The sequence below is a fragment of the Actinopolymorpha alba DSM 45243 genome (assembly GCF_000373925.1).
Classification (GTDB): Bacteria; Actinomycetota; Actinomycetes; order Propionibacteriales; family Actinopolymorphaceae; genus Actinopolymorpha; species Actinopolymorpha alba.
This window is the reverse complement of sequence record NZ_KB892740.1, coordinates 17,413-42,424: the sequence shown is the minus strand read 5'-3', so window position 1 is coordinate 42,424 and position 25,012 is coordinate 17,413. Positions and strand designations below refer to the sequence as shown.

Genomic DNA, 25,012 nt, shown 5'->3' with positions numbered 1-25,012 from the left:
TCGGCCCGCTCGGGTGAGGGTGGAATGCGGGGCACCTAGGATCGGTTACCCCAGTGGCATCATCACCGGCCCCAAAGAGCGAGGAGCGTCCGTGTCCGACGTCCGCAATGTGATTGTCATCGGATCCGGCCCAGCTGGCTACACGGCCGCGTTGTACGCGGCGCGAGCGCGGTTGTATCCCCTTGTCTTCGAGGGTTCGGTCGAAGCCGGCGGGGCACTCATGAACACCACGGAGGTCGAAAACTACCCCGGCTTTCCCGACGCCATCATGGGCCCAGACCTCATGGACGCGTTCCGCAAGCAGGCGGAACGTTTCGACGCCACCCTGGTGCCCGACGACATCGTGAGCGTGGACCTGACCGGTGACATCAAGGTCGTCCGCGACTCCGCTGGCACCGAGCACCGGGCGCGGGCAATCATCCTGGCGATGGGCTCCAGCTACCGCAAGCTCGGCATCCCCGGCGAAGACAAGCTTTCCGGGCACGGTGTCTCGTGGTGCGCCACCTGCGACGGCTTCTTCTTCCGCGACCAGGACATCGCCGTGGTGGGCGGAGGCGACTCGGCCGTGGAGGAAGCGACGTTCCTCACGAAGTTCGCCCGATCGGTCACCCTGATCCACCGGCGCGACAAGCTGCGGGCCAGCAAGATCATGCAGGACCGCGCGTTCGCCAACGACAAGATCCGGTTCGTCTGGGACTCCACCGTCACCGAGGTCCTGGGCACAGACAAGGTCGAAGGCCTGAAGCTCAGGAACGTCGAGACCGGCGAGGAGTCCGTCCTTCCCGTCACCGGGTTCTTCGAGGCGATCGGTCACGATCCGCGCAGCGTGCTCGTCCGCGGTCAGGTCGACGTCGACGAGGCCGGCTATGTCCTGGTCGACCAGCCGTCGACGCGCACGAACCTGCCCGGCGTGTTCGCGGCCGGCGACCTCGTGGACAGCACGTACCGCCAGGCGATCACGGCGGCCGGCACCGGCTGCGCCGCCGCGCTGGACGCGGAGCGGTACCTCGCGGCCCTGGAGGACGTTCCGGCGGTGACCACCGCCCAGATCGTTCAATCCTGACGTCCCACATTGGAGAGGAGAAAGTCCGTGGGCGCAATCCAGCCTGTGACCGACGCCGAGTTCACGGCGAAGGTCCTGCAGAGCGACAAGCCAGTGGTGGTCGACTTCTGGGCGGAGTGGTGCGGCCCGTGCCGCCAGGTCGCTCCGGTGCTCGAGGAGCTTGCCGTCGAGTACGCCGACCAGATCACCTTCGTCAAGCTGAACGTGGACGAAAACCCGCAGACCCCGCTGCAGTACCGCGTCACCGGCATTCCGACGATCAACGTCTATGTGGGCGGCGAGGTCGTGAAGTCGCTGGTCGGCGCCCGGCCGAAGGCGGCGATCAAGGCCGAGATCGCAGCGTTGGTCCCGGCCTGACTCCGGCGCGGTCGGACCCAGCTGATCTGCGACGTCTGATCGAGGGGCCCCGGCGAGGGAGTCACCCGGTCTCGTCCGTGCGAACCACGGTGGGACCTTTGGGTGATCCTCCTTCGTCCGGGGCCCTCGTCGTCGCTGGTCCAGGATTCGTTCAGCATCTGGTGGGATGTTCGCGCCCGCCAGCGGCTGGCCTCCAGCCGGCATGGATAGCATGGCGGCAGGCGCGATCTGGGTCCGCCAGAGAGCTCACGCACACTGACGTCGGAGGCGCTCATGGCCGAGCACCGATACGGACTGGGCGACCACGGTCCCGCGGTTGCCGAGATCCGCACGAAGCTCGTCCAACTCGGTTTGCTGCCCGCGGTCGCGAGTCAGGTCGATCCTCTGGACGCCGTCTTCGACCAGGCGGTCGACCAGGCGGTTCGTCACTTCCAGCAGGAGCGCGGGCTGACCGCGCACGGCGTCGTCGACGCCGAGACCTACCGCGTGCTCGACGAGGCACGCTGGCGCCTTGGCGACCGGCTGCTCTCCTACGTCGCCGGCCACCTCACCATCGGTGATGACGTATCCACGCTGCAGCGGCGCCTCCTCGAACTCGGGTTCGAGGTCGACCGGGTCGATGGTGTCTATGGCCCGGCGACCGAACACGCTGTGAGAGAGTTCCAACGCAGCGTTGGCGCCCCGGCCGACGGCACCTGCGGGCCGGCGACGTTCAAGGCACTGGCCCGCCTCTCGCCGATCGTGACGGGTGGTCGGGCCGATGCGCTGAGGGATTCCGAGCGCATCCGTCGCGCCGGCCCCGGCCTCCCCGGCAAGATCGTCGTGATCGACCCTGGGCACGGCGGGGTGGACCACGGTTGCTCGTCCCACGGCCTCGTCGAGTCTGAGATCGCCTTCGATCTCGCGTCGCGGATCGAGGGCCGGCTGGCGGCGACGGGCGTGCGGGTCTTCCTCACTCGGGGCCGCGAAAACAGCCCCGACGAGGCCAGCCGCGCGGAGTTCGCCAACGAGACCAACGCCGACCTCGTCGTTTCGGTGCACGTCGACGAGCACTTGAACCCACAGGCCAGCGGTGTCGCGACGTACTACTACGGCACGCAGGGTAGCGACGACATGCGCTCAACCCTGGGTGAGCGTTTCGCGGGGCTGGTCCAGCGCGAGATCGTCGCCCGGACCGACCTGCGCGACTGCCATTCGCATGCCAAGACCTGGGACCTGCTGCGCTACACGAAGATGCCGGCGGTCCGGGTCGAGCTCGGCTACGTCACGAACTCCGGAGACGCCGTCCGGCTCGCCGATCCAGGGTTCCGGGACGTCGTCGCCGAAGCCATCGTGGTCGCCGTCCAGCGCGTCTACCTCCCACCCGACCTGGACGCGCCGACCGGCGTTCTCCAGTTGGGAGAGCTCATTCGCTGACCGGCTCCGGTCTGTGAGCCTGTTCGCCGCAGGTCCTGCGGTATCAATTCCTTCTGTTCTCGCGAAGATTTCGCTTCCACCTCACCTTCTGCACCCCACGCTGGCCGTGCCGATGCTCGAAGGTGCTGCGGATAAGAGGTCGCGCGGGTAGGGGTCGCTCGCGACATCCCTATCCGCGCGATCTCTAGGTTCCGCGAACCGAAGGGATTCCATTCATGCGCAGATGGCGCGCTGTGGCCGCGGCCACAGTCCTTGCCGGCACGGTTGTGGGCGCCGTTCCCGCCCATGCGTCGGCGCAGGCAGCCGACCGGCCGAGCCGGTCCTTCGACCTCCAGGCCCATCGAGGCGGTCTCGGGCTGGTGGTCGAGAGCACCATCCCCGGGTTCGAGAACGCGCTGCGACTGGGTGTCAGCACCCTCGAACTCGACGTCCAGATCACTGAGGACGGGCAGGCAGTCGTCACTCATGACCGCCGGATCAGCGACCGCAAGTGCCGCGACACCGCTCCGGCGACCCCTGGCGACCCGGAGTTCCCCTACGTCGGCAAGTACATCAACACCCTGAGCCTGGCCCAGGTCAGGACGTTGGACTGCGGCTCGCTGACGCTGTCCGAGTTCCCGGGACAGAAGGCCCACCCGGGAGAGAAGATGCCGCTGCTCCGGGAGGTGTTCGACCTCGTCCATCGCTACCGCGCGTACGGCGTGAAGCTCAATGTCGAGACGAAGGTCGAGGCCGGCGCGCCCCATGAGACCGCGCCGCGCGAGCAGTTCGTCCAGGTGGTGGTGCGGGAGATCAGGAACGCCCGGATGCTGCGGCAGGTGACGATCCAGAGCTTCGACTGGGGCGCGCTTATGCGGATGCGCCAGGTTGAGCCGCGGCTGCCGATCGTCGCGCTGACGAACCGCGACTTCCTGCAGACCGGGCAGCCGGGGGCTTCGCCGTGGCTCGGAGGCATCGATATCGACGACTTCGGCGGCGATCCACTGCTGGCCATCAAGTCGTTTGGTGCGGATGCGTTCTCGCCGGTGCACGGATTTCCGCAGAACGGCAAGATCACCGATCCCGGTTACCAGCCGTACGTCACCAAGGAGATGGTGCGGGAGGCACACTCCCTCGGCATCAAGGTGATCCCGTGGACCGTCGATGACGAGGCGACCATGAACAAGCTGATCGACGACGGTATCGACGGCCTGATCACCGATTATCCCGATCGACTGCGTTCCGTCCTGGCCGACCGGGGATTCAAGCTTCCGAAGAGGTACGACCGACCGCTCGGGTCCTGACCGCAGGACCCGACAAGGCCTGGGTGGGGCGTCCTTCAAGGGAAGCCTCGCCCAGGCTGCGGTCCTTCGTGGTCCTACGCGGTCAGACCGGCCGGAAGGCGCCTTCTGGCGTCATCGAGCCGAGCAGTTTCTCCAACGCCGCCTCGACATCTTCCTTCCAGGTAAGGGCGTTACGGAGTTCGAGGCGAAGCCGCGGGTATCGGTGGTGCGGGCGTACCGTCTTGAACCCCACCGACAGCAGGAAATCAGCGGGAACGACGCACGCCGGCTGCTGCCATTTCGCGTCCCCGAATGCCTCGAGCGCCCTGATCCCCCGTTTGACGAGGTCTTTGGCCACACCCTGAACGAGCATCCGGCCAAGACCCGCGGCGGCGAAATCGGGCAGGACCTGCGCCGTCATGAGTAATGCCGCGTCAGCGCTCACCGGAGAGGTCGGAAAGGCGACCGAGCGCGGCACGTAAGCCGGCGGGGCGTACAAGATATAGCCAGCCGGCACACGATCGACATAACAGATCTTTCCGCACGAACCCCATTCGAGAAGCGCCGCGGAGATCCAGGCCTCCTTCTCCAAGGCTGGGTCGCCGGCCTCCTCTGCCCGCTGGCGGGCCACCGGGTCAAGCTCCCAGAAGACACAGCGCCGACAGGTATTCGGCAGATCGTCAAGATTGTCCAGCGTGACGTTCGCGAGCCGTCGGGGCGTTGTCATGTCGGGTTGCTTTCCCGTTTTGTCTTGCATCTATCGCCGTGGCGGACGTTTTGTCCGCCCGAAGCGGGTCCGCGTTGAGACGACCTCCGGCTGCGCGGCGGTGTGATCATCCGACGGAGTCGGCGGGGAATAGCCGCCGGCATAAGCCGCCGCCACCCGCTTGGGCCGGCTGGACTGCGGCCGAAGAAGGCCACCGGCGAATCCGGCGAGGACGCCCGCACCGATCCCTAGCAGAATCCAGGAGACGAATCGCATGACAACCCTTCCGGAGAGCGCCCCCGCTCCCCAAGGAAGCGCCTTATAGGGCATCGTAGTAGCGGGTGTGTGGCGTCGTCACAGAGGCCGCACGCTTCGATGAGGAGAGGAGCACGGAGCGCTATGGAGGACGTCCCGGAGTATCGGCCCGTACACCGCGAGACTCGGTTTGACGCCGATCTCGCACGGTACGCAGCACGTGCAAAAGGGATGGTTGCCTCCGAAATCCGAGCATTGTTCTCCGTCGCCAACCGCCCCGAGGTCGTGTCGCTCGCCGGCGGAGCCCCCAACATCTCTGGGCTTCCGCTCGACGTCGTCGGTTCGCTTCTCAACGAACTCGTCGGCGAGCGCGGGACGGTCGCGATGCAGTACGGCTCGGCGCAGGGAGATCCGGCTCTTCGCGAGCAGATCACCGACGTCATGAGCCTGGTCGGCATCGACGCGAGCCCTGACGACGTGGTGGTGACCGTCGGGAGCCAGCAGGCACTGGATCTGGTGACCCGGATCTTCTGCGATCCGGGCGACGTGGTGATCTGCGAGGCGCCGAGCTACGTCGGCGCGCTCGGTGTGTTCGCGTCGTACCAATGCGACGTCGTGCACGTGGCGATGGACGACCATGGGCTCATCCCAGAGCACCTCGACAGTGCGTTGGCCAGCGTCGCCGCGAGCGGGCGCCGGGCGAAGTTCCTCTACACGATCCCGAGCCATCACAACCCGATGGGCGTGTCCCTCAGCCTCGAACGCCGGGCGCAGGTCCTCGAGATCTGCCGGCGCCACGACGTGCTCGTCATCGAGGACGACCCCTACGGTCTGCTTGGGTTCGACGGGGAGCCCTACCGCGCCCTGCGCGCGGATGATCCGGCCCGCGTGGTCTATCTCGGGTCGTTCTCCAAGACCTTCGCGCCCGGTTTCCGGGTGGGGTGGGCGCTGGCACCGCACGCGATCCGCGACAAGCTCGTGCTCGCCCAGGAGTCCGCGACGCTCTGCCCGCCGACGTTCAGCCAGCACGCGGTGGGCACCTACCTCGCCAACCACGACTGGCGCGGCCAGATCAAAGCCTTCCGGGAGATGTATCGCGAGCGCCGCGACGCGATGCTCGCCTCCCTTGCCGACCTCATGCCGGCCACCACCACGTGGACCAAACCCAATGGCGGCTTCTACGTCTGGGTCACCCTGCCGGAGGGTATCGACGCCAAGGCGATGTCACCGCGAGCCATCACCGCACGAGTTGCCTACGTTCCCGGTACGGCGTTCTACGCCGACGGGTTCGGAAGCCAGAGCATGCGGCTCTCCTACTGCTTCCCCTCACCGGAACGCATCCGGGAGGGGATCCGCCGGCTCGCCGCCGTCGTCGAACAAGAGATGGATCTGCGGGACACCTTCGGGCCGCTACACCTGGGTCGAGGACGGGGCGTGGAGTCCCCAGGTCCTGACCTCAGGTAGCCCGGTGACTGTGCCGGTGGTAGTGAAGGGACAACATATGAGCGATCTGGGACGCGTGTTGGTGCTTGCGGGCGGACTGTCCCACGAGCGAGACGTGTCACTGCGTTCGGGTCGCCGGGTCAGCGAGGCACTCCGCGCGGTCGGGGTGGACGTCGAGGAGCGCGACGCTGATGCCGGGCTCATCCCGGCACTGCAGGACGATCCGCCGTCAGCAGTGTTCCCGCTCCTCCATGGCTCGGCCGGCGAGGACGGCGCACTGCGTGAGGTGCTTGACCTACTGGACGTTCCGTACGTCGGTGCGTCGCCGGTCGCGTGCCGGCTCGCGTTCGACAAGCCGGTGGCCAAGACGATCGTGGCGGCCGCCGGACTACGGACGCCGAAGTCCGTGGTCCTCCCGCACGAGACCTTCCGGGAGCTCGGCGCCCAGACGGTCCTGGGCCGCATCGTCGAACGCCTCGGGCTGCCCCTGGTGGTGAAGCCAACCCGGGGTGGGTCGGCGTTGGGGTGCAACGTCGTCCGCACGGTGCCCGAGCTCCCCGCCGCGATGGTCAACTGCTTCGCCTACGGCGAGGTGTCGCTGCTCGAGCAGCACGTTTCCGGCACCGAGGTCAGCGTCGCCGTGGTGGATGTCGGCGACGGGCCGCGCGCGCTGCCGGCGGTGGAGATCGTGCCGGACAGTGGGTTCTACGACTATGCGGCGCGCTACAACGCGGGGGCGACGGAGTTCGTGGCTCCTGCCCGCCTCAGTGATGCGGCCGCGGCCGTGTGTGCCGACGTCGCATTGGCGGCCCACCAGGCGCTGGGTCTGCGTGATCTGTCGCGGACGGACCTGATCGTCGATCGTGACGGAGTCCCGTGGTTCCTTGAGGTCAACGTCGCGCCAGGCATGACCGAGACGTCGCTCGTCCCGCTCGCCGTCGAGTCGGCCGGCCTGGACCTGGGCATCGTGTGCCGCGATCTCCTGCACGGCGCGGCCCACCGGGCCGAGGCCGAGCGCGCCGAACGCGGCGGCCGCTGAGCGCGGGTTCTCGCGTACGTAAATGAAGGGAGCCCCTGCTCCGACCGGAAGTTCGGGTCGGAGCAGGGGCTCCCTTCATCTGCTGGCGTCGGGTGGTTGGACGCGACCTCTAAGACGTGGCTTCGGGACGGGGCGGATCCATCAGGGTGATGATCCGCTCGAGGTCCTCCAGCGAGGCGAACTCCACGACGATCTTTCCCTTGGACTTGCCGAGGTCCACCTTGACCCTGGTGTCGTACCGGTCGGCGAGCCGGTGTTCGAGGTCGGCCAACCGAGGGGCGACGGGCTTGGTTCTACGTGAAACCTTCGTCCGGCGTTCCTTGCCGGAGCTCAGCGTCACGATCTCCTCGAGCGCCCTGACCGACAACCCTTCGGCGACCACGCGGTGGGCGAGGTGTTCCTGGGTCTCCTCACCCTCAGCCGCCAGGATCGCCCGAGCGTGGCCCGCCGACAGGACACCGGCCGCGACCCGCCGCTGAACGCTCGGCGGGAGCTTCAGGAGTCGAAGCGTGTTGGTGATCTGGGGACGGGACCGCCCGATCCGCTGGGCGAGTTCGTCGTGGGTGCACCCGAAGTCCTCGAGGAGCTGTCCATAGGCGGCGGCCTCTTCGAGGGGATTGAGCTGGGCGCGGTGGAGGTTCTCGAGCAACGCGTCACGCAGCATGACGTCGTCGCCGGTGTCACGAACGATCGCGGGGATCGCGGACAGCCCGGCCTCCTGGGATGCTCGCCAGCGGCGTTCTCCCATGACGAGTTCGTACTTCTCCGGGCCGGTACGCCGGACGACCACCGGCTGGAGAAGGCCGATCTCCTTGATGGAGTGGACGAGCTCCGCCAGTGCTTCCTCGTCAAAGACCTGACGCGGCTGGCGCGGGTTCGGCGTGATCGCGGTGACTGGTATCTCCGCGAAGTGCGCTCCCTGGACAGGTGCCGGCGACTCGACGCTCGGGCTGAGGGCGACAGTGGCGCTGTCGGTTAACTCGGGCTCGCGGCTGACCGGCGGCGCGGGCGTCTCCACAGAAGACGGAGCTGAAGGAATCAGCGCACCAAGCCCCCGGCCCAGTCCACGTCGAACGGTCATCGGCACTTCCTATCGATTGGTAGAACTCGACGCTTGTACAGCAACGCCGGAGCCGGCCCGTGACATCTCGGTCTCCCGCTAATGCCTCGCTCGCTGGTCAACTCGTCCACGCCAGACAGACCTTAGTACGTCAACGGCCGCGGGCGAGGTGCGCCGATGCGTCGGCCTCGGCGGCCGGCCGGCTCTGGTTCACGGTCGCATCGCGCAGCGCGATCTCCCGGGCGGCCTCGAGATACGAGAGCGCTCCGGGCGATCCGGGGTCCCAGGTCATGACCGTCTGCCCGAAGCTCGGCGCCTCCGAGATGCGGACCGAGCGAGGGACTGCCGTACGAAGGACCGTGCGGCCGAGGCTCTCCCGAGCGTTCTCCGCCACCTGCGCGGAGAGGCGGGTCCTGGCGTCGTACATCGTGAGGAGCACAGTGGTGACTTCGAGACTGCGGTTGAGTTCGCGTACCAGGTCGACGATGCGGAAGAGTGTCTCGACGCCCTCGAGCGCGTAGTACTCGCACTGGATCGGGACGAGCACCTCCCGCCCGGCCACAAGCGCGTTCATCGTGAGCAAACCGAGCGACGGCGGGCAGTCGATGAGGACGTAGTCGAATCGCTCCCCCGCCGTCTCCTGCTCGTTGAGGAACACGTCGAGCGCGCGCTTGAGCCGCGCCTCCCGCGCGACCACGCTCGCCAACTCGAGCTCGGCACCGGAGAGATCAATGGTGGCTGGAACGGCAAAGAGCGTGGGGAATCGGGGGACCGGATAGACGAAGTCGGCGAGCGGCTCGCCGTCGACAAGAACGTCGTAGACGTTCGGGAGTCCTTCGGAATGCTCGATGCCCAGAGCGGTGGAGGCGTTGCCCTGGGGGTCGAGGTCGACCACGAGGACCCGAGCTCCCGAGCCGGCGAGAGCGGCGGCGAGGTTGACCGCCGTGGTCGTCTTGCCGACGCCGCCCTTCTGATTGGCGACGACGAAGACTCTGGTCTGTGCCGGCTTGGGGAGGGTGGGGGTGAACGCCACCGGGGCATCAGCGTCCGGCGCCGACGTGCGGGTCGCCGGCGGGTCGGCCGTTTCACGTGAAACGGGCTCCGCGATCTCTTCGCTCACCGGGGCCGCCTCTTCGGGCCCAGCATCAGGCTCATTGGAAGGCCAGCCGAGACCCGTAGGTCGATGGTGCACCTGCCGTCGCTCACCTGAATCCACAGCTGCATCACCAGGTGTGGAAAGCGACTCGGTGGGCCATCCAAGACCAACCGCCACGTGCGCCTCCGTCACAGTCATACTCCCCTCACCGGACGAGGGCACCTGGCCCTACGCCCGCCCTTTCAAAGCTCCGTCAACTTCGCGCGACCAATCGCACCACGGTTGTGGGGGTCTCCAGAAGACCTTCTCCGAGCCGCTCGATAGTCCAGCTCGCGACCCCGTGTGCCGCGAGCTCAGGCTCGACCTCCGCGAGTTCCAAGGCCGCGCGTTCCCCCTTCATCGCCAAGACTGAACCACCGGGGCGGCAGAGGCCAAGCGTGACACGAACCAATCGCGGCAGCGGCGCCACCGCGCGGGCCGTGACCGTGTCATAGAGATCGCTGTGGTCCTCGGCCCTCGCACGTACGACGCGGGTGTTAGTCAACCCCAGGGCGTCGACCGCTTCGGAAAGAAAGGTGGCTCGACGAAGAAGTGGCTCGATGAGCGTGACGGTCAGGTCCGGCCGAGCCAGTGCCAGGACGAGACCCGGGAGCCCTGCGCCGGAGCCGACGTCGCACACGTCGGCTCCGTGCGGGATCAGAGAGCCCAGAGCTCCGCAGTTCAGAAGATGTCGGTCCCATAGCCGCCCGACCTCGCGCGGGCCGAGCAGTCCGCGTTGGACGCCCGGGCCGGCAAGGAGATCGGCGTACCGTTCGACGGCCTCAAGCCGCTCACCGAAGAGCGTCTGCGCGACCGCCGGCGCCGCTGGGGCACTGATGAGCGGGTTCGTTCCACGTGAAACGTGGTTCGTCGACTCACGCCGGCTGGACGACAACCCTGCGTTCGGGCTCTTCGCCCTCCGACTCACTTGTCAGTCCCTTCGCCGCCACCGTGTCGTGGATGATCTTGCGCTCGAACGGCGTCATGGGCTCCATTCGAACCGGTTCACCCGTCGCCGCTACGTCCTGTGCGACCTTCTCCGCCAGAGCAACGAGCTCACTCCGGCGCTCAGCGCGGTAGCCGGCAACGTCCAGCATCAGCCGGCTACGCTCTCCCGTCTCGCGATAGACGGCGAGCCTGGTCAACTCTTGGAGAGCCTCCAGTACCTCGCCGTTCCGTCCGACCAGATTCTTGAGGTCACCACCGACAATGGCCACCATCGCCCGGTCACCCTCGACGTCGAGGTCGATGTCACCGTCGATGTCCGCGATGTCGAGAAGCTCCTCGAGATAGTCCGCGGCAACGTCACCTTCGCCCTCGAGGCGGGTGATCTGGTCCTCCTGGGACTCGGTGCGGCTCGGCCGGCCGGAGCCCGCCTCCGCGCCGGAGTCGTTTCGACCGTCGTCGACGTTGTCGTCGTCAACGAACGAGGTTGCGCCCTCAGTCACGACCTACTCCTTCATGTCTGCGCCATGGGCCGGCGCCTCACAAACCATCGGAACGCACCACGCCGTGGTCACGTTCAACGACTCTTACGCTTACTCCGGGGCAACCGCTGCGGCTGGACCCGCCTGACGGCTGGCGCCGCGGCTTCCGCCTCGCTGCCATCGACGGCGGCCGCCGCCGCGCCATTCTGGGCTCCCTTCGAGCCTGGCAGGAGAACCCCCACGCCTTTGCGCTCGGCCTTGCGAGACTTCCGATGCTGGAACGCCTCGTAGGCGGGGGTACCCGGCGCGGGGTTCCGGCGAATCACCCAGAACTGCTGACCCATCGTCCACAGGTTGGTGGTGAACCAGTAGATGAGCACACCAACCGGGAAGTTCACGCCACCTACGGCGAAGACGAGCGGCAGGACATACAGGAGGATCTTCTGCTGCTGGGCGTACTGACCGGTGAGCGCCTCTGGCGGCATGTTCTTGCGCATCAGCTGCCGCTGCGTCGTGAACGTCGTCGCCGTCATCAGAAGGATGAGGACAACGGTCACGATCTGCACGTTCAGGCTGTTGGCGCCGATGAACTTGTCTGAGATCTGCGCGCCGAAGATCGTCGCGTGGCGCAGCGAGTCGACGAGGTCCTTGTTGAGACCACTCCCTCGAACCACACCGTTGGCCGCACCATCCAGGACGCGGAAGAGCGCGATGAAGATCGGCGACTGCAGCAGGATCGGCATGCAGGAGGAGAACGGGTTGGTACCGCTCTCCTTGTAGAGCTTCATGAGCTCCTGGCCCATCCGCTCCCGGTCATGGCCGTACTTCTTCTGGAGCTCACGAACCTTCGGTTGGAGCAACGCCATGTTGCGGCTCGCCCGGATCTGGCGGACGAAGAGCGGGATCAGGAGGATCCGGATCACCACGACCAGACCGACGATCGACAGCGCCCACGTCCAGCCGGAGTCGGGCCCGAGGAGTGGCGAGAAGATCGTGTGGAATGACCGCATGATCCACGACACGACGAAGTAGAGCGGGGAAAGGATCGTGTCGTACCAAGTCACGATTCACGCACCTCGGATGTGGGTTGGCGCGCCCACGCCGGCGCGCGGTCGGGCCGGCGGTACAGGGTCGTATCCGCCGGGCGTCCAGGGATGGCAACGTGCCAGCCGGCGAATCGCCAGCCAGCTGCCGCGAAGAGCCCCATGAGTTTCGATCGCCTGCAGGGCGTACGCCGAACAGGACGGGTGATAGCGGCACACCTGGCCGTACAAGGGACTCACGAACATCCGGTAGCCCTTGAGTAGTACTACAAGAACGGTCTTCACCGCGCACTCTCCGACGCGAGAAACCGCGGCCGCGCAACCACTACGCCTAGCGCCGCGTCGAGGTCACGTGCCAACTCTTCGTTAGACGCCCTCGCTGCCGACGGTAACGCGCGTACGACGAGTAAGGTTCCGGCGGGCAGGAGACCAAGTCGATCCTGCGCCAGATGCCGGAGCCTTCGGCGTACCAAATTGCGGACCACGGCCTGACCAACCGCTCGGCTCACCACGAATCCGACCCTCGGTAGCTCCCCGTCGGGGAGAACCACCAGGTGGGCGACCAACGTCGACCGCGCCGCTCGGCGGCCACGGCGAACAGCCGTAGCGAAGTCAGCCGAGCGGCGCATCCGATGACGAGTCGGCACCACGACATCGAGTTCGACCTGGGCGGGACCTCAGCCGTCTCAGACGGCGAGGCGCTGGCGCCCCTTGCGCCGTCGAGCAGCGAGGATGGCGCGGCCAGCACGGGTCCGCATCCGCAGCCGGAACCCGTGCGTCTTGTGGCGTCGCCGGTTGTTGGGCTGGAATGTGCGCTTCACAGGGAGTCTCCCGGGTCATTGAGGAAGATCGCGGGTGCCGGCTGCTCGACGACACCGTCCACCCGCGGCGCAGCGCACGCCTCCAGCGTGACATTGCGACTGTCCGTGAGCATACGGCGATCGCCGAGAGAACGGCATCGTGACCGATCCACGGTACGGGCCGGCCGGTCGCTCGGTCAAACCGGGTCTCTCTCGCCGGCGCGAGGGCAACCGCCAAGTCTTGAAGTCGGCCGTCTTGATGTCGACTCGACACGCCGGAGCCGCCCTGAGAATCAGCCCAAAGCTGGCGCCTTGAGCGTGAACAACCCTTGATGTGCCCGTTGTGAGGTTGCTACGTTCCTCGACCCCCTAAGGTCTTCCACAGCGATTGTGCACAGGCTGTGGAAGGATCTGTGGATGTCATCCGGCCACCGGAGTCGCTCACCAAGAGCCACGGCAGTGCTTCACCCGCGTCGCCGTGACGCTCGCAAGCGCACGGGGCATCGAACCGCCTGACGGAGACGGGAGTGGCGCAGTGGCCGCAGAGCCTGACGCGTTGAGTGCCACCTGGCGACACGTCCGTGATGACCTCGACCAGGAGCTAGGACCTACCCACCGGGTGTGGCTGGCACAGAGCCGGCCGGTCACGTTACACGGCAACACCGCCATCGTCGCTGTCCGCGACGACTTCACACGGACCCAACTCGAGACGAAACTGCGCCCCCGCCTGGAGGAGGCGCTGACGTCAGCGCTCGGCCAGCCGGTCAGGCTCGCGATCACCGTTGAGCCTTCCCTGTCTCTGGACGACGTCGACGATGTCGATGAGCCCCGGTCCGCGGACGCCGACGAAAGCACCGCCGCCGGCCCTGGGTCGATGCCACCGGGCGCGACCCCGCTGCCCGACCACGACGAGCCGCAGCGTTCCGGGCTCGCCGTCAGCCCGAGCAATCCCGACGCGTTCGCACTGTCGTCAGCACCACCTGGTCAACCGGTACGCGCCGACAGCGAGCCCCCGCGGCTCAATCCGAAGTACATGTTCGACACGTTCGTCATCGGCTCGTCGAACCGCTTCGCGCACGCCGCGGCCGTGGCGGTGTCGGAGGCCCCGGGCAAGGCGTACAACCCGTTGCTGATCTACGGCGACTCCGGACTCGGCAAAACCCACCTGCTCCACGCCATCGGGCACTACGTACGCAATCTCTACGCGAACGCCCGGATCCGGTACGTCTCCAGCGAAGAGTTCACCAACGACTTCATCAACTCGATCCGGGACGACAAGGCACCCACGTTCCAGCGCCGCTACCGCGACGTCGACGTCCTGCTCGTCGACGACATCCAGTTCCTGGAGAACAAAGAGCGGACGCAGGAGGAGTTCTTCCACACGTTCAACGCGCTCCACAACGCCAACAAGCAGATCGTGATCTCCTCCGACCGGCCGCCGAAGCGACTGGAAACCCTGGAGGACCGGCTGCGCAACAGGTTCGAGTGGGGCCTGATCACCGACATCCAGCCGCCGGATCTCGAGACCAGGATCGCGATCCTGCGCAAGAAGGCCGCCCAGGAACGCCTCACCGCGCCGCCGGAGGTGCTGGAGTTCATCGCCAGCAAGATCCAGACGAACATCCGGGAGCTCGAGGGCGCGCTGATCCGGGTCACGGCGTTCGCCAGTCTCAACCGTCAGGCGGTCGACCTCGCGCTCGCCGAGATCGTGCTCAAGGACCTCATCCCCACCGGCGGGGAACCCGAGATCACCGCCGGCCAGATCATGGCGCAGACGTCGTCCTACTTCGGGCTGTCCATGGACGACCTGTGCGGGTCGAGCCGTAGCCGGGTGCTCGTCACCGCACGGCAGATCGCGATGTATCTCTGCCGGGAGCTGACGGACCTCTCGCTCCCCAAGATCGGGCAGCAGTTCGGCGGCCGCGATCACACGACGGTCATGCACGCCGACCGCAAGATCCGCCAACTCATGGCCGAACGCCGCAGTGTCTACAACCAGGTCACTGAGCTGACGAACCGCATCAAGCAACAGGCCCGCTCGTCCTGACCCAGTCGCCGGCTTCTCCCGATGTGTAGCGAGCCATCGCGGTCGAATGTTCCTTTTCATCACGTTTGATCGCAGCTGCGGCTTACTCCTCACACCCTGGGGACAACTCTGTGGATCGACGGGGAAGCAGACGGGGAAGGAGTGTGGATCGCGTGGGATGGCCGGCAACGCTCCACAGGGGACCCCGGTTATCCCAAGCTCGACCCACAACCGTCGTGGATGACAGAAAGAGTTCTGACCTGCAGAAATCCTTCTTATCCACAGTGTCCACCGAACCTACGACGATGCTGAGTCTCCTCACGTGAATTACAAAAACTCCACAATCCACAACGGCGCGATCTGGGGACCGCACCGTCCCTGCCCCCGAACCCGACGGTCCGCCCCGGCGCGACACGTCCCGATCGCCCCGGTGTACGGTCGTGCTCTCTCACCGTGGGCTGCCCTATGTCGAGGAGGCGATGAGCGGTGAAGTTCCGTGTCGACCGTGATGTCCTCGCCGATGCTGTGGCGTGGGTGGCACGCAGCCTCCCGTCCCGCCCCTCGTTGCCCGTCCTCGCCGGCATGCTGATCGATGCCAGAGACGGTGAGCTCCTGCTGTCCGGCTTCGACTACGAGACTTCGGCACGCGTCCAGGTCCCGGCCGAGGTCACCAGCGAAGGCTCGGCCCTCGTGTCCGGACGCCTCCTCGCCGACATCAGCCGGAGCCTTCCGGCCCAACCCGTCGACCTGACCGCCGACGGCGGCAAGGTCGTGGTGACCTGCCGCAGCGCGAGGTTCACGGTCCAGACGTTGCCCGTCGAGGACTACCCCGAGCTTCCGGAGATGCCGACCGCGTCGGGCATCGTCAAGGGCGATGTGTTCGCCAACGCCGTCTCGCAGGTGGCCGTGGCGGCAGGACGCGACGACATGCTGCCGGTCCTCACCGGCGTACGAATCGAGATCGAGGGCTCGGCCGTCACGCTCGCGGCCACCGACCGCTACCGACTCGCCGTCCGGGAGTTCTCCTGGACGCCCGAGAAGCCCGATCTGTCCGCCACCGCGCTCGTGCCTGCTCGCGTTCTCGCCGACACCGCCAAGGCGTTCGCGTCCGGTTCCGATGTCACGATCGCGCTTGCCGTGCCCGGCTCTGGCACCGGCGAGGGTCTTGTCGGTTTCGCGGGCATCAGCGGTGGCACGATGCGCCGCACCACCACCCGGCTCCTTGACGGTGAGTTCCCGAAATACCGCACGCTCTTCCCGCCTGAGCAGCAGACGGTCGCGCGGGTCGAGACGGCCCCGCTGGTGGAGTCGCTCAAGCGGGTCGCCCTCGTCGCCGAACGCAACACGCCCATCCGGCTGACGCTCGGCGACGGTCAGGCCACGCTCGAGGCCGGCAGCAGCGACGAGGCCCAGGCATCGGAGTCGATCGAGGCCGCCATCGAGGGCGAGTCGTTGACGATCGGCTTCAACCCGCAGTACCTCCTCGACGGGCTCGGGGCGCTGGAAGCGCCGGTGGCGCAGTTCTCGTTCACCCAACCCACCCGCCCAGCGGTCCTCACCGGACTGGCCGCGGCCGACGCCGAGCCCAACACCGACTACCGCTACCTGCTCATGCCGGTGCGCCTGCAGAACTAACCCCCGCGGGACTCACGCCCATGCCCCAGGGTGGTTGCCTGGAAGGTGAGCACCGGACCTGTCGTGGAGTGGAGGGACTGGTCGTCATGGAGATCGGGCTCGTTGGCCTGGGCAAGATGGGCGCCAACATGCGCGAACGCCTTCGCGCGAAGGGGCACACGGTCGTCGGCTACGACACCAACCCCGAGGTTTCCGACGCGGCCAGCCTCTCCGAACTCACCCAACGGCTGGCGAGCCCCCGCGTGGTGTGGGTGATGGTGCCGGCCGGACCGCCGACCAAGTCCGTGATCAGGCAGCTGTCCGACCTGCTCGGCGAGGGGGACGTCGTCGTCGACGGCGGCAACTCCCGCTGGACCGACGACCTCCACAACGCAGAGCTGCTCGCCACAAAGGGCATCGGCTTCGTCGACTGCGGCGTGTCCGGTGGCGTGTGGGGTCGTACCAACGGCTACGCCCTCATGTGCGGTGGCCGTGCCGAACACGTCGCGAAGGTCCAACCGGCGTTCGACGCGCTGAAGCCCGAGGGCGAGTTCGGGTTCGTCCACGCCGGCAAGGTGGGTGCCGGCCACTTCGCCAAGATGGTCCACAACGGCATCGAGTACGGCCTCATGCAGGCGTACGCCGAGGGCTACGAGCTGCTCGAGGCCACCGACATCGTCGACAACGTCACCGACGTGTTCCGGTCCTGGCGGGAGGGCACCGTCATCCGGTCGTGGCTGCTCGACCTTCTGGTCGCCGCACTCGAAGAGGACGACGGTCTCGCCACGATCAAGGGGTACGCCGAAGACTCCGGCGAAGGACGCTGGACGGTCGAAGCGGCGATCGAGAACGCCGTACCCATGCCCGCCATCTCCGCTGCCCTCTTCGCGCGGTTCGCGTCCCGCCAGGACGACTCCCCCGCGATGAAGGCGATCGCGGCGATGCGCAACCAGTTCGGCGGCCACGCGGTCCACCCGGACGCGACTGCGGTCCGTCCGGACACCGAAGCTCCCTGAGCGCCTCGGCGGTCAGCTCCCGTGTACATCGCTCACCTGTCGCTCACCGACTTCCGTAACTACGCCGGCGTCGAGCTTCCCCTCGAGCCAGGCGTCACGGTCTTCGTGGGGCAGAACGGCCAGGGCAAGACCAATCTGGTCGAGGCGGTCGGCTATCTCGCGACGCTCGGATCCCATCGCGTCCCGAACGACGGGCCACTCGTGCGGTCCGGCGCGACCAGGTCGATCGTCAGGGGCGACGTGGTGCGGGACGGGCGGCACGCCCTGATCGAGATCGAGATCACCCCGGGGCGTTCCAACCGGGCGCGGCTCAACCGCGCGCCGGTGTCGCGAACCCGTGACGTGCTCGGCGTCCTCCGTACCGTCCTCTTCGCTCCCGAGGACCTGGCCCTGGTCAAGGGAGATCCCGACACCCGCCGCCGGTTCCTCGACGAACTCCTCGTCGCCCGTACCCCCCGGCTGGCCGGCGTACGCCAGGACTACGAGCGGGTCCTCCGCCAGCGCAACACCCTCCTCAAGACGGCCGCTCAGGCGTCCGCGGGCGCGCTCCGGACGCTGGACGCCTGGGACGCGCACCTCGCTCGGCTGGGTGGCGAGCTTCTGGCCGCTCGCCTGGCGACGGTCGAGGTGCTCCAACCCCTGGTCGCGAAGGCGTATGCGCACGTCTCCCCCGCCCAGGAGGAGGCCCGGATCGACTATCGCAGTGGCGTCGAGCTCGGCGACGCGACCACCGCGGCGGCGCTTGCCGACAAGCTCACCGACGCGCTCGCCGAGCGGCGAAGCGATGAACTCCGCCGGGGCGTCTCCCTGGTCGGCCCGCATCGCGACGACCTCCTGCTGAGCCTCGGAGAGTTCCCCGCCAAGGGGTACGCCAGCCACGGTGAGTCCTGGTCGATGGCGCTTGCCGTGCGGCTCGCGGCGTACGACCTGTTGTGCGGCGACGGCGGCGAACCCGTCCTGATCCTCGACGACGTCTTCGCCGAGCTGGACAGTGCTCGACGGAGTCGCCTCGCGACGCTCGTGGCCGGTGCGGAACAGGTGCTGGTGACGGCCGCCGTTCCCGAGGACGTGCCACCCCAGCTGACCGGCGTTCGTCACGTCGTCGCCGAAGGTGAGGTACGCCGTGTCGGATGACGGGCGTCAGCGACCGGCCCCGCCGACTGAGTCGCCTGAGCCTGGCGCGAATGGCGACATGTCGGAGTCGTCCTGGAACCCCACCGGGCTCGACCTGGCCCGCGCGGTGGCTGCCTCCCTCGGTGCGGCGGCCGCCACCGGAGCCCGCGGGGCGACCGGCAAACACGCCGGCCGGACGTCGAGTGGCCGGAAAACTCGGCGGACGAGGACTGGACGCGACCGCTCGACCCGGTCGGGAGCGCGGCCTGACGATCGGGACCCACAGGCGCTTGACTCCACCATCGACCGGCTCGTCAACGAGCGCGGCTGGACCAGCAGCGTTGCCGTCGCCGGCGCGATCGCCCGATGGGACCACATCGTCGGACCGGACGTGGCGGCGCACTGCCGCGCCGTGCGCTACGTCGACCAGGAGCTGACGGTGCAGGCGGACTCCACCGCGTGGGCCACACAGGTCCGGCTCCTCGCCCCCAGCCTGGTGAAGCGGCTGAACGAAGAACTCGGCGACGGCACCGTCAGCCGGGTGGTCGTGCTCGGCCCGGCTGCTCCGAGTTGGCGGAAGGGACCACGTACCACCCGGGACGGCGTCGGTCCGCGCGACACGTACGGCTGACGGGGTGACCCGACGCCGCTGAGACGGCGTCCAGACGGTGTCTGAGGGCCATCGCTCATCGCCGACAGAAGCGCCGCAGATCGCTTTACGGCCGCGCGGACATGAAGGGGGGTACCTGTCCTACCGCTGCGCGGGTCAGAGTGGCTTCAGGGGCCTGCCACGCGGGCCTCTGGGTGTCCGGGCAGGTACACTAGGAGGACTTAGGGCCGCTCCGCCGTCTGGGGCGCCACGTTCCGTCGGGCACCGGACGTCCACACGGAGCGGCCCTTTCGTGTCTTTTGGCGGGAGGTCAATCGCACGTGACGACTGCTGAGGTGCCGCAGTACGACGCTAGCGCGATCACTGTTCTCGAGGGTCTGGACGCCGTTCGCAAGCGGCCGGGCATGTATATCGGCTCGACCGGTGAACGCGGACTCCACCAGCTCGTGACGGAGATCGTCGACAACGCTGTGGACGAAGCCATGGCCGGCCACGCCGACCGGGTGGAGGTCACGCTCCTCGCCGACGGCGGGGTGCGAGTCGTCGACAACGGCCGCGGCTTCCCGACCGGTATTCACCCCACCGAGGGACGCTCCGCCGTCGAGGTCGTTCTTACCGTCCTCCACGCGGGCGGGAAGTTCGGCGGCGGCGGTTACAAGGTGTCCGGTGGTCTGCACGGCGTCGGCGTCTCCGTGGTCAACGCACTGTCCAGCCTGCTCGAGGTCGAGATCAAGAACGCCGGCTACCGCTGGACACAGAGCTATCACCTGGGGGTGCCTGACCACCCGCTGCAAAGGCACGAGCCCACGGACGAGACTGGTTCGACGGTGACGTTCTGGGCCAGCCCCGACATCTTCGAGACGACGGTCTATTCGTTCGAGCAGATCTCGACTCGCCTGCGCGAGATGGCGTTCCTCAACAAGGGCCTGACGATGGCGCTGCGGGACGAACGCATCGAACTCAGCGACACCGGCGAAGTCCGCGAGGTCCTCTACTGCTACCACGGTGGCCTGATCGACTACGTCAACCACCTCAACGGCGCCAAGGATCCCGTCCACCGCAGCGTGGTCTCCTTCGACGCCGAGGACGAGGGCGCGGGCATGAGCCTGGACGTGGCAATGCAGTGGAACACCTCGTTCACCGAGTCGGTCCACACGTTCGCCAACACGATCAACACCCACGAGGGCGGCACCCACGAAGAAGGCTTCCGTTCGGCCCTCACCAGCCTCGTCAACAAGTTCGGCGGGGACTGGGGAATGATCAAGAAGCCCGAAGACCGCCTTTCTGGCGAGGACGTTCGCGAGGGTCTGACCGCGATCATCTCGGTCAAGCTCACCGAGCCGCAGTTCGAGGGACAGACCAAGACCAAGCTCGGCAACACCGAAGCCAAGACCTTTGTCCAGAAGACGGTGTACGACCGGCTCGCCGAGTGGTTCGAGAAGAATCCCAGCGAGGGCAAGGACATTGTCCGTAAGGGCATCGCGGCGGCCACGGCTCGGGTCGCGGCCCGCAAGGCGCGCGACCTCGCCCGCAACCGCAAAGGTCTGCTCGGCGGTGGCGGCCTCCCCGGCAAGCTCGCCGACTGCCAGTCCACCAACCCAGACGAGTGCGAGGTCTTCATCGTCGAGGGTGACTCCGCGGGTGGCTCGGCCAAGGGTGGCCGCGATCCGCGGATCCAGGCGATCCTGCCGATTCGCGGCAAGATCCTGAACGTCGAGAAGGCACGGATCGACCGGGTCCTTCAAAACAACGAGGTTCAGGCGATCATCGCCGCGCTCGGCACCGGCATCCACGAAGATTTCGACATCGCCAAGCTGCGTTACCACAAGATCGTGCTGATGGCCGACGCCGACGTCGACGGCCAGCACATCACGACCCTCCTTCTGACCCTGCTGTTCCGGTTCATGAAGCCGCTGATCGAGGCCGGCTACGTCTACCTCGCGCAGCCGCCGTTGTTCAAGCTCCGGTGGTCCAACTCCCCGCACGAGCTGGCGTACAACGACCGCGAACGCGACGGGCTCCTCGCCGCCGGACAGGAAGCCGGCAAGCGGCTGCCGAAGGAAAACCCCATCCAGCGTTACAAGGGTCTCGGTGAGATGAATGCCGACGAGCTCTGGGAAACCACGATGGACCCCGATGGGCGGATCCTCGGGCAAGTCACCCTTGACGATGCCGCGCAGGCCGACGAGATCTTCTCCATCCTCATGGGCGAAGACGTCGAACAGCGCCGATCGTTCATCCAGCGCAACGCCAAGGACGTCGGCTTCCTCGACATCTGATCGTGCCCGGCTACTTCTGTATTTCTGTTAAGGAACAGGGCTTGTGACCGAAGACACCACCGCCACGCCGCCTCCGCCGTCGCAGCGCATCAACCCGGTCGAACTCCAGGCCGAGATGCAGCGCAGCTACCTCGACTACGCGATGAGTGTCATCGTCGGTCGTGCGCTGCCCGATGTCCGTGACGGTCTGAAGCCTGTGCACGTGCGCATTCTGTACGCGATGTACGACGGCGGTTACCGACCCGATCGTGGCTTCTCCAAGTGTTCCCGCGTCGTCGGTGACGTCATGGGTCAATACCACCCGCATGGCGACAGTGCGATCTACGACACCCTGGTCGGGTTGGCCCAGCCGTGGACGAAGCGTTACCCGCTCGTCCAGGGACAGGGCAACTTCGGTTCGCCCGGTAACGACCCGGCTGCCGCGATGCGGTACACCGAGTGCCGGATGGCACCGCTTGCCATGGAGATGGTGCGCGACATCGACGAGGAGACCGTCGACTTTCGGCCCAACTACGACGGCAAAACCCTTGAGCCCAAGGTGTTGCCGAGCCGGTTCCCCAACCTGCTGGTCAATGGCTCGGCCGGTATCGCGGTCGGCATGGCGACCAACATCCCGCCGCACAACATGCGCGAGGTCGCGGATGCCGCGCTCTGGGCCCTCGAGCACCCCGACGCCACTCGCGAGGAGCTGCTCGACGCCGCGATGGAGCGGGTCAAGGGGCCCGACTTCCCGACCGCGGCGCTGATTGTCGGACACCGTGGCATCGAGGACACCCACCGCACCGGCCGTGGTTCGATCACCATGCGCGCGGTCGTCGACATCGAAGAGGACGCCAAGGGCCGCACCTGCCTGGTCATCACCGAGCTGCCCTACCAGGTCAACCCCGACAACCTCGCCCTGCGGATCGCTGAGCTCGCCGACTCGGGCAAGGTGGCTGGCATCGCCGACGTACGCGACGACTCCTCCTCGCGCACCGGCCAGCGGCTGGTTGTCGTGCTCAAGCGGGACGCGGTCGCGAAGGTCGTCCTCAACAACCTCTACAAGCACACCCAGCTGCAGGACAATTTTGGGGCCAACATGCTGGCCCTGGTCGACGGCGTGCCCCGCACGCTCTCCCTCGACCTGTTCATCACCCACTGGATCGACCACCAGATCGACGTCATCCAGCGGCGCACCAGGTTCCGGCTCCGCAAGGCCGAAGAAGAAGCCCACATCTATCGCGGCCTGGTCAAGGCGCTCGACGCCCTCGACGAGGTCATTGCCCTGATCCGGCGGAGCCAGTCGGTTGACGAGGCTCTCACCGGGCTGATCGAGCTGCTCGAGATCGACGAGATCCAGGCGCGGGCGATTCTCGACATGCAGCTGCGTCGACTCGCCGCCCTCGAACGCCAGAAGATCATCGAACACCTGCAAGAGCTCGAATCGCGGATCGCCGACCTGCAGGACATCCTGGCCTCCCCTGAGCGGCAGCGGGCGATCGTCGCCGAGGAGCTGACCGCGATCGTCGACAAGTACGGCGACGACCGGCGTACCCAGATCATCCCGGCCGACGGTGACCTCACCGCCGCCGACCTGATCCCCGACGAGGACGTCGTCGTCACCATCACGATGGGCGGCTACGCCAAGCGGACCAAGACCGACCTCTACCGCAGCCAGCGCCGGGGCGGCAAGGGCGTTCGCGGTGCGTCGCTTCGTGGCGACGACGTGGTCAACCACCTGTTCGTCACGCGTACCCACCACTGGATCCTGTTCTTCACCAACCGTGGTCGGGTCTACCGCGCCAAGGCCTACGAGCTACCCGAGGCGGCGCGGGACGCCAAGGGTGGCCACGTCGCGGGGCTGCTGTCGTTCCAGCCGGACGAAAAGATCGCGCAGGTGCTGGCGATCGCCGACTACGAGCAGGCGCCCTACCTCGTGCTCGCGACCCAGAAGGGCCTGGTCAAGAAGACCGCGCTGCGGGAGTACGACTCCAACCGCGCGGCCGGGATCATCGCCCTCAACTTCCGCGACCCCGAGGACGAGCTCATCGGCGCGGAACTGGTCAGCGATGACGATGACCTCCTGCTTGTGTCGCGCAAAGCGCAGGCCGTCCGGTTCCCTGCCGACCAGTCGCAGCTGCGGCCGATGGGGCGGGTCACCTCGGGTGTGACCGGCATGCGCTTCCGGGAGGACGACGAGCTCCTGTCCCTCGCGGTGATCCGGGCTGGCCAGGAGGAGGGTCAGTTCGTTTTCACGGTCACCGACGGCGGGTATGCGAAGCGTACGACGGTCTCGGAGTACCGACGCCAGGGCCGCGGTGGACTCGGAATCAAGGCGATGCGGATCTCGGACGCGCGCGGCTCTCTGGTCGGCGCGGTCGTCGTAAGCAACGGAGACGAGGTCTTGAGCGTCAAGGCTAGTGGACAGGTCACCCGCAGTCCCGTAGCCGACGTCCCGGTCAAGGGCCGTGACACCATGGGCGTCAAGTTCGCTGGCGTCCGCGAAGGCGATGCAGTCGTTGCGATCGCGCTGAGCACCGAGGACGATGCTGGAGACGAGGCGAAACCAGAGACGGACGGGGACCTGCCCACGGATGATGGGCGTACCGATGGTCCGGATGAGCAGGCCCGGGCCGACAGCCAGGAGGACAGCACGTGACACGGAACGGCGGGCCTGAAGAATCCGCTACCCAGGTCATCTCCACGTCGGGGGGCACCGGCAATCCGGCCGGGCCCGCACGACCGAGTGGAGGGCAGTCCGAGGCGACCCAGGCAGCGCCGGCGACGGCGACGCCCGCGAAGGCAGCGCCACGGTTGGAGGCGTCACAGCCACCCCCGCGGCCGGTGCCACCTCGAGCGGATGTCCGCCGTCCCGATCCGCAGCGACCGGATCCCAACCGCGCACGGGAGGGCAACGGCTTCCGCCCGCGCGAGGTCGCTCCCACTCCGCCCACCCGTCCGGAGACCCCGGGCGGGCGGGTACGCCGAGCGCGGCTCCGCGCTGTCCGGGTCGACCCGTGGTCAGTTATGAAGACCGCCTTCCTGCTGTCGATCGCCTTCGCGATCGTCACGGTGGTGGCCGTCACGATTGTCTGGTACGTGCTCCAGGCCGCCGGGGTCTATGACTCGATCAGCCGCACGGTGACCGACGTCCTCGGTAGCGCCTCCGACACCCGGTTCAACCTCGAGGACTACGTCGGGCTTCAGCGGGTCCTCGGATTCACCGCCCTGATCTGCGTCGTCGACGTGGTGCTGATCACCGCGATCGCGACACTCTGCGCGTTCCTCTACAACCTCTCCGCAAGCCTGCTCGGAGGCCTCGAGGTCACTCTTGCCGAGGATGACTGACCGAAGTCACCGCCCTGCGAT

At 67.3% G+C, this 25,012-nt stretch carries 24 protein-coding genes; 15 read left to right on the top strand and 9 right to left on the bottom strand.

Annotation, left to right across the window (positions count from 1 at the left end):
* The first annotated feature begins 40 nt into the window (after window positions 1-40).
* From trxB to B141_RS0107960, 4 genes are all read left to right on the top strand, one after another.
* Entirely contained in the window at window positions 41-1,063 is a 1,023-nt protein-coding gene (gene trxB, locus B141_RS0107975) for a thioredoxin-disulfide reductase (protein ID WP_420313582.1), read from the top strand.
* A gap of 27 nt (window positions 1,064-1,090) precedes the next feature.
* A complete protein-coding gene (gene trxA, locus B141_RS0107970; protein ID WP_020574630.1) occupies window positions 1,091-1,420 on the top strand; it encodes a thioredoxin in 330 nt (109 codons plus the stop codon).
* Window positions 1,421-1,693: 273 nt separating this feature from the next.
* Window positions 1,694-2,836, top strand: coding sequence for an N-acetylmuramoyl-L-alanine amidase (locus B141_RS0107965; protein ID WP_020574629.1), 1,143 nt, complete (start codon window positions 1,694-1,696; stop codon window positions 2,834-2,836).
* Window positions 2,837-3,051: 215 nt separating this feature from the next.
* Entirely contained in the window at window positions 3,052-4,119 is a 1,068-nt protein-coding gene (locus B141_RS0107960; protein ID WP_020574628.1) for a glycerophosphodiester phosphodiesterase family protein, read from the top strand.
* Between the two features lie 82 nt (window positions 4,120-4,201).
* On the opposite strand, the gene B141_RS0107955 is transcribed toward B141_RS0107960, so the two are convergent.
* Complete coding sequence (locus B141_RS0107955) at window positions 4,202-4,825, bottom strand: GNAT family protein (RefSeq protein ID WP_020574627.1); 624 nt, start codon at window positions 4,823-4,825, stop codon at window positions 4,202-4,204.
* 378 nt (window positions 4,826-5,203) lie between these two features.
* Here B141_RS0107955 and B141_RS0107950 point away from each other — a divergent pair, with 378 nt between their 5' ends.
* The gene (locus B141_RS0107950) at window positions 5,204-6,523 is read left to right on the top strand and encodes an aminotransferase-like domain-containing protein (RefSeq protein ID WP_020574626.1); all 1,320 of its coding nucleotides are present in this window, start codon (window positions 5,204-5,206) and stop codon (window positions 6,521-6,523) included.
* Between the two features lie 37 nt (window positions 6,524-6,560).
* Entirely contained in the window at window positions 6,561-7,541 is a 981-nt protein-coding gene (locus B141_RS0107945; RefSeq protein WP_020574625.1) for a D-alanine--D-alanine ligase family protein, read from the top strand.
* A 109-nt stretch (window positions 7,542-7,650) separates the two neighbouring features.
* Here B141_RS0107945 and B141_RS0107940 read toward each other — a convergent pair whose 3' ends face one another.
* The 3 genes from B141_RS0107940 to rsmG form a co-directional block, all read right to left on the bottom strand.
* Window positions 7,651-8,622 (bottom strand): ParB/RepB/Spo0J family partition protein, encoded by a 972-nt coding sequence (locus B141_RS0107940; protein WP_026257012.1) that lies wholly within the window; start codon window positions 8,620-8,622, stop codon window positions 7,651-7,653.
* Window positions 8,623-8,752: 130 nt separating this feature from the next.
* Entirely contained in the window at window positions 8,753-9,721 is a 969-nt protein-coding gene (locus B141_RS0107935) for a ParA family protein (RefSeq protein WP_020574623.1), read from the bottom strand.
* A 229-nt stretch (window positions 9,722-9,950) separates the two neighbouring features.
* Complete coding sequence (rsmG, locus tag B141_RS0107925) at window positions 9,951-10,466, bottom strand: 16S rRNA (guanine(527)-N(7))-methyltransferase RsmG (protein ID WP_237742649.1); 516 nt, start codon at window positions 10,464-10,466, stop codon at window positions 9,951-9,953.
* A 6-nt stretch (window positions 10,467-10,472) separates the two neighbouring features.
* Between rsmG and B141_RS52195 the strand changes: the two genes are divergently transcribed.
* A complete protein-coding gene (locus B141_RS52195) occupies window positions 10,473-10,595 on the top strand; it encodes a hypothetical protein (RefSeq protein WP_272944068.1) in 123 nt (40 codons plus the stop codon).
* 16 nt (window positions 10,596-10,611) lie between these two features.
* Here the strand turns inward: B141_RS52195 and B141_RS0107920 are convergent, their stop codons facing one another.
* From B141_RS0107920 to rpmH, 5 genes are all read right to left on the bottom strand, one after another.
* A complete protein-coding gene (locus B141_RS0107920; RefSeq protein WP_020574620.1) occupies window positions 10,612-11,184 on the bottom strand; it encodes a Jag family protein in 573 nt (190 codons plus the stop codon).
* 74 nt (window positions 11,185-11,258) lie between these two features.
* Window positions 11,259-12,227, bottom strand: coding sequence for a membrane protein insertase YidC (gene yidC / locus B141_RS0107915; RefSeq protein WP_020574619.1), 969 nt, complete (start codon window positions 12,225-12,227; stop codon window positions 11,259-11,261).
* Between the two features lie 3 nt (window positions 12,228-12,230).
* Window positions 12,231-12,491, bottom strand: a complete 261-nt coding sequence (gene yidD / locus B141_RS47175; RefSeq protein ID WP_084678167.1) for a membrane protein insertion efficiency factor YidD — start codon at window positions 12,489-12,491, stop codon at window positions 12,231-12,233.
* Window positions 12,488-12,853, bottom strand: coding sequence for a ribonuclease P protein component (gene rnpA, locus B141_RS47170; protein ID WP_337587600.1), 366 nt, complete (start codon window positions 12,851-12,853; stop codon window positions 12,488-12,490). The genes yidD and rnpA overlap by 4 nt, the downstream gene beginning before the upstream one ends.
* Window positions 12,854-12,892: 39 nt before the next feature.
* Complete coding sequence (gene rpmH, locus B141_RS47165) at window positions 12,893-13,027, bottom strand: 50S ribosomal protein L34 (RefSeq protein WP_084678165.1); 135 nt, start codon at window positions 13,025-13,027, stop codon at window positions 12,893-12,895.
* Between the two features lie 457 nt (window positions 13,028-13,484).
* Here rpmH and dnaA point away from each other — a divergent pair, with 457 nt between their 5' ends.
* The 8 genes from dnaA to B141_RS51330 all read left to right on the top strand — a co-directional run bounded on the left by dnaA (window position 13,485) and on the right by B141_RS51330 (window position 24,991).
* Window positions 13,485-15,053, top strand: a complete 1,569-nt coding sequence (dnaA, locus tag B141_RS0107905; protein WP_420313581.1) for a chromosomal replication initiator protein DnaA — start codon at window positions 13,485-13,487, stop codon at window positions 15,051-15,053.
* 465 nt (window positions 15,054-15,518) lie between these two features.
* Window positions 15,519-16,667, top strand: coding sequence for a DNA polymerase III subunit beta (dnaN, locus tag B141_RS0107900; RefSeq protein ID WP_020574616.1), 1,149 nt, complete (start codon window positions 15,519-15,521; stop codon window positions 16,665-16,667).
* Window positions 16,668-16,753: 86 nt separating this feature from the next.
* Complete coding sequence (gene gnd / locus B141_RS39500; protein WP_051114009.1) at window positions 16,754-17,662, top strand: phosphogluconate dehydrogenase (NAD(+)-dependent, decarboxylating); 909 nt, start codon at window positions 16,754-16,756, stop codon at window positions 17,660-17,662.
* 21 nt (window positions 17,663-17,683) lie between these two features.
* Window positions 17,684-18,796: a DNA replication/repair protein RecF gene (gene recF / locus B141_RS0107890; RefSeq protein ID WP_020574614.1), complete on the top strand. Its 1,113-nt coding sequence runs from the start codon at window positions 17,684-17,686 to the stop codon at window positions 18,794-18,796.
* A gap of 58 nt (window positions 18,797-18,854) precedes the next feature.
* Window positions 18,855-19,406, top strand: coding sequence for a DciA family protein (locus B141_RS0107885; protein WP_020574613.1), 552 nt, complete (start codon window positions 18,855-18,857; stop codon window positions 19,404-19,406).
* A gap of 299 nt (window positions 19,407-19,705) precedes the next feature.
* A complete protein-coding gene (gyrB, locus tag B141_RS0107880; RefSeq protein ID WP_337587599.1) occupies window positions 19,706-21,664 on the top strand; it encodes a DNA topoisomerase (ATP-hydrolyzing) subunit B in 1,959 nt (652 codons plus the stop codon).
* 115 nt (window positions 21,665-21,779) lie between these two features.
* Window positions 21,780-24,302: a DNA gyrase subunit A gene (gene gyrA, locus B141_RS0107875; RefSeq protein WP_157180878.1), complete on the top strand. Its 2,523-nt coding sequence runs from the start codon at window positions 21,780-21,782 to the stop codon at window positions 24,300-24,302.
* The gene (locus B141_RS51330; protein WP_237742645.1) at window positions 24,299-24,991 is read left to right on the top strand and encodes a DUF3566 domain-containing protein; all 693 of its coding nucleotides are present in this window, start codon (window positions 24,299-24,301) and stop codon (window positions 24,989-24,991) included. Before gyrA ends, B141_RS51330 begins: the two co-directional genes overlap by 4 nt.
* Window positions 24,992-25,012 lie beyond the last annotated feature (21 nt).

What these genes read in the sequence shown, in the direction of transcription:
- B141_RS0107965 (WP_020574629.1), top strand. Translation starts at nt 1,694, where the DNA reads ATGGCCGAGCACCGATACGGACTGGGCGACCACGGTCCCGCGGTTGCC.
- B141_RS0107960 (WP_020574628.1), top strand. Translation starts at nt 3,052, where the DNA reads ATGCGCAGATGGCGCGCTGTGGCCGCGGCCACAGTCCTTGCCGGCACG.
- B141_RS0107955 (WP_020574627.1), bottom strand. Translation starts at nt 4,825, where the DNA reads ATGACAACGCCCCGACGGCTCGCGAACGTCACGCTGGACAATCTTGAC.
- B141_RS0107950 (WP_020574626.1), top strand. Translation starts at nt 5,204, where the DNA reads ATGGAGGACGTCCCGGAGTATCGGCCCGTACACCGCGAGACTCGGTTT.
- B141_RS0107945 (WP_020574625.1), top strand. Translation starts at nt 6,561, where the DNA reads ATGAGCGATCTGGGACGCGTGTTGGTGCTTGCGGGCGGACTGTCCCAC.
- B141_RS0107940 (WP_026257012.1), bottom strand. Translation starts at nt 8,622, where the DNA reads ATGACCGTTCGACGTGGACTGGGCCGGGGGCTTGGTGCGCTGATTCCT.
- gnd (WP_051114009.1), top strand. Translation starts at nt 16,754, where the DNA reads ATGGAGATCGGGCTCGTTGGCCTGGGCAAGATGGGCGCCAACATGCGC.
- B141_RS0107885 (WP_020574613.1), top strand. Translation starts at nt 18,855, where the DNA reads ATGTCGGAGTCGTCCTGGAACCCCACCGGGCTCGACCTGGCCCGCGCG.
- gyrA (WP_157180878.1), top strand. Translation starts at nt 21,780, where the DNA reads ATGCAGCGCAGCTACCTCGACTACGCGATGAGTGTCATCGTCGGTCGT.